The organism is Piscinibacter sp. (genome assembly GCF_050175855.1).
In the GTDB taxonomy this organism is placed as follows: domain Bacteria; phylum Pseudomonadota; class Gammaproteobacteria; order Burkholderiales; family Burkholderiaceae_C; genus Piscinibacter.
On the sequence record NZ_JBFXIO010000478.1, the window covers coordinates 1 to 3,374 of the forward strand.

General features: G+C 70.2%; 4 protein-coding genes. 1 reads left to right on the plus strand and 3 read right to left on the minus strand.

The window, feature by feature from the left end; translation table 11 throughout:
- A partial coding sequence (pbpG, locus tag AB7U92_RS24185) for a D-alanyl-D-alanine endopeptidase (RefSeq protein WP_428582923.1) occupies positions 1-822 on the plus strand: 822 nt, incomplete at its 5' end.
- 9 nt (positions 823-831) lie between these two features.
- Here the strand turns inward: pbpG and AB7U92_RS24190 are convergent.
- From AB7U92_RS24190 to AB7U92_RS24200, 3 genes are all read right to left on the minus strand, one after another.
- Positions 832-1,599 carry an IclR family transcriptional regulator gene (locus AB7U92_RS24190; protein WP_428582925.1) on the minus strand — a complete coding sequence of 256 codons (768 nt, stop codon included), beginning with the start codon at positions 1,597-1,599 and terminating at the stop codon, positions 832-834.
- A gap of 71 nt (positions 1,600-1,670) precedes the next feature.
- Positions 1,671-2,945, minus strand: a complete 1,275-nt coding sequence (gene hpnE, locus AB7U92_RS24195) for a hydroxysqualene dehydroxylase HpnE (RefSeq protein WP_428582927.1) — start codon at positions 2,943-2,945, stop codon at positions 1,671-1,673.
- A partial coding sequence (locus tag AB7U92_RS24200; protein WP_428582929.1) for a squalene/phytoene synthase family protein occupies positions 2,946-3,374 on the minus strand: 429 nt, incomplete at its 5' end.

A 3,374-nucleotide genomic window follows, 5' to 3' on the forward strand; every position in this document is an offset into this window, starting at 1 on the left:
TACGGCCAGCTTGCGGGTTTGCGCAACACGGATGACGACCTCGACCTGAAGTCCAGCGTGGCCCTGGTGATGGACCAGGAGACCAACGAGGTGCTGCTGTCGAAGAATCCGGACGCGGTGCTGCCGATCGCCTCGATCACCAAGCTGATGACCGCGCTGGTCGTTGCCGAAACCCAGCTGCCGCTGGACGAGATGCTGACGATCACCCAGGAGGACGTCGACACCGAGAAGGGCAGCCGCTCGCGCCTGCGCGTGGGCACCCAGCTCAGTCGCGAGGAGATGCTCCACCTGGCGCTCATGTCGTCGGAGAACCGCGCCGCCCATGCGCTGGGGCGCCACTACCCTGGCGGGCTCAAGGCTTTCGTCGAAGCGATGAACGCGAAGGCCGCCTTGCTCGGCATGAGCGACACCCACTACGTCGAGCCGACCGGCCTGTCGAGCAAGAACCAGTCTAGCGCCAAGGACCTCGCCACCCTGGTGAAGGCGGCGCACGAGCACCAGATCATCCGCGATCTCTCCACCTCGCCCGAATACAGCGTGGCCGTGGGCAAGCGCGAGATGCAGTTCCGCACCACCAACGCGCTGGTGCGCAACCCGACCTGGGAGATCGGCCTGCAGAAGACCGGCTACATCTCGGAGGCGGGCCGCTGCCTCGTCATGCAGGCCACGCTGGCGGGCCGCCAGCTGATCATGGTCTTCCTCGATTCGGCCGGCAAGTATTCGCGCCTCGGCGATGCCGAACGCGTTCGCCGCTGGATCAACGAACTTGCCGAGACGCCGGCCGCCACCTCGGCGCACGGCGCGGCCAAGCCCGCGACCTGAGTTGTTGCTTCAGCCGCGGTAGCCGAGCGACGCGGAGATCTGCGCCGCAGTGGACTTCAGCCGCTCCAGCCAGGATTCCTCCAGCCGATCGGCCGGCGCCGAGATCGACAGCCCCGCCACCAGGTGGCCCTGGTCGTCGCGGATGCCTGCTGCCATGCAGCGCACGCCCAATTCCAGTTCCTCGTCGTCGCGCGCAGTGCCTTGCTGGTTGACGCGCGCGAGCTCGCGTTCGAGCGCCGGCAGTTCGGTGATGCTGTTGCGGGTGTGGCCGGCCAGGCCTGTGCGTGCGGCGTAGGCGCGCACGCGCTGCGGGTCGTCGTTGGCGAGGAAGAGCTTCCCGACCGATGTCAGGTGCAGCGGCGCGCGGCCGCCGATGGCGCGGACCACCTGCATGCCCGAACGCTCGCTGTAGGCGCGCTCGATGTAGACGATCTCGTCGCCCTGGCGCATCGACAGGTTGACCGGCTGATGGGTCAGCTTGTGCAGTTCGCGCATCGGGCCGAGGGCCGCGTCGCGCACGTCCAGCCGCGCCTTGACGAGGTTGCCCAGCTCCAGCAGCCGCATGCCGAGCCGGTAGCTGCCGGCTTCCGGGCGGTCGACGAAGCGACCGATCGTCAGGTCGTTGAGGATGCGGTGGGCCGTGGACGGGTGCAGGCCCGAGCGTTCGGCAATCACCTTCAGGGAAACGGGATCCGGGAACGACGCCAGCACTTCCAGCAGATCGAAGGCGCGCTCGAGCACCTGGATAGTGGGCTTCTTGGCTTCGGTGTGGGGCATGGCCGGAATTCTCGCTCATCCGAGGTGAATTTTGTATGGCGAAAGCATAGGTGCTCGATCCGGAAACTGAGTCAGCTCACCGGCAGCGTTGCCACCGCCTGCACGGCGCTGCGCACCGCGCCCTCGAGGGTGGCGGGGTAGGGGCCCGCCACGTAATCGGCAGCGGCGACCAGCCCAGGCGCGACGAGCGCCGGCGGACGCGCCAGAGCCGGCACGCAGCGGAAGGTGGCGCGCTTCTCGGCGATCGAGCGGATCACGCGGATCTCGCCACGCAGATGCACCCGCAGCGCGTCGTGCGCCTGGGCCAGGGTGGCCTCGATGGTCGCGTCCCGGCCCGCGTCGACCCATGGCTGTGCTCCGCTGATGACGAAGGCGAGCAGCCCTGTCGGCCCGCCCAGCTGTCCGCGATCGAAGACGAACTGCGCCGGGGCGTTGGGCGCGGGGGGCAGGGCGATCATGGGCTCGGGCAGGCGGGTGGAGCCGGCATCGACATAGACGGTGACGATCGGCTCATAGCGGAAGGCCGCAGCCGCGGCTGACCACGCTGGCGCGGCCGACTCGCTGAGACGGGCAGCCTCGGCGGGCGGCGTGGCCAGCACCACGGCGTCGAACGACTCGCCGTCCAACTGCCACTGCGCGCCGAGCGACTCGAGCCGCTGCACACGCGTCGACAGCCGGACCGTGGCACCGCGCGCGCGCAGCCAGGCCAGTGCATGCGCCGGGAACAGTTGGCCCAGGCTGGCACGCGGCAGCAGCAGATCGGCCGAACCCGGGCCGCTGAACAGGGCATCGCGCAGCACACGCAGGAACACCGTCGCGCTCGCCTCCGATGCCGGGGTGTTGAGTGCGGCCACGCACAAGGGGTCGATCAGGTCGCGGCGCAGCGCCGCCGGCAGGGTGCGGGTCAGTCGTCCGACCGTCCAGTCGGCAGGGCAGCGGAAGCCGCGCAGCGCCCAGCCACCGGCCGCGGCCAGCAGCGCGAGGCGCTCGCCCGGCGTCCAGCCCGCGCGCCGCCAGGTGGCGCGCGCGAAGGCCACCAGCGGCGCGCCCGCCGGCAGGTGCAGGCCACGGCCGTCCGGCTCGGTCAGGCGCAGGGGCGTGCGCAGCAGCACCGCCTGCGGATCGACGCCGACCTCGCGCATCAGGCGCAGCGTCTCGCGATAGGCGCCGATGAGGATGTGCTGGCCGTTGTCGAGCACGAGGCGCTCGTCGTGCACGTCGCGTGCACGTCCACCGGCCTGCCCGGCCATCTCGAACAACGTCACCGACCAGCCGGCCTTCATGGCCTCGACGGCCGCCGCGAGCCCGGCCCAGCCCGCGCCGATGACGGCCAGCCTGCCCGGCACCTAGCGGCCCCGCCAGTGCGTCTGCGTCGCGATCCACAGCTTGCGGATCGGCGTCAGCGAGGTGCGCTGGTGCAGCACCTGGAAACCGTCGGCCTCGATCTCGCGCAGCAGCGTGCGGTAGATGTTGGCCATCATCAGCCCGGGCTTCTGTGCCAGGCGGTCGGCCTCGGGCAGCAGCGCCAGCGCCTCGTCGTAACAGCGATGCGCACGTTCGGCCTGGAAGCGCATCAGCGCCGTGAAGCGCTCGCTGTAGCTGCGCGCGACGATCTCCTGTGCCTTCACGTCGAATTGCTGCAGTTCCGACACCGGCAGGTAGATGCGCCCGCGCCGGGCGTCGTCGCCGACGTCGCGGATGATGTTGGTCAGCTGCATGGCCAGGCCGAGCTTGTGCGCGTAGGTCACGGTCTGTTCGCTGGTCCGGCCGAAGAT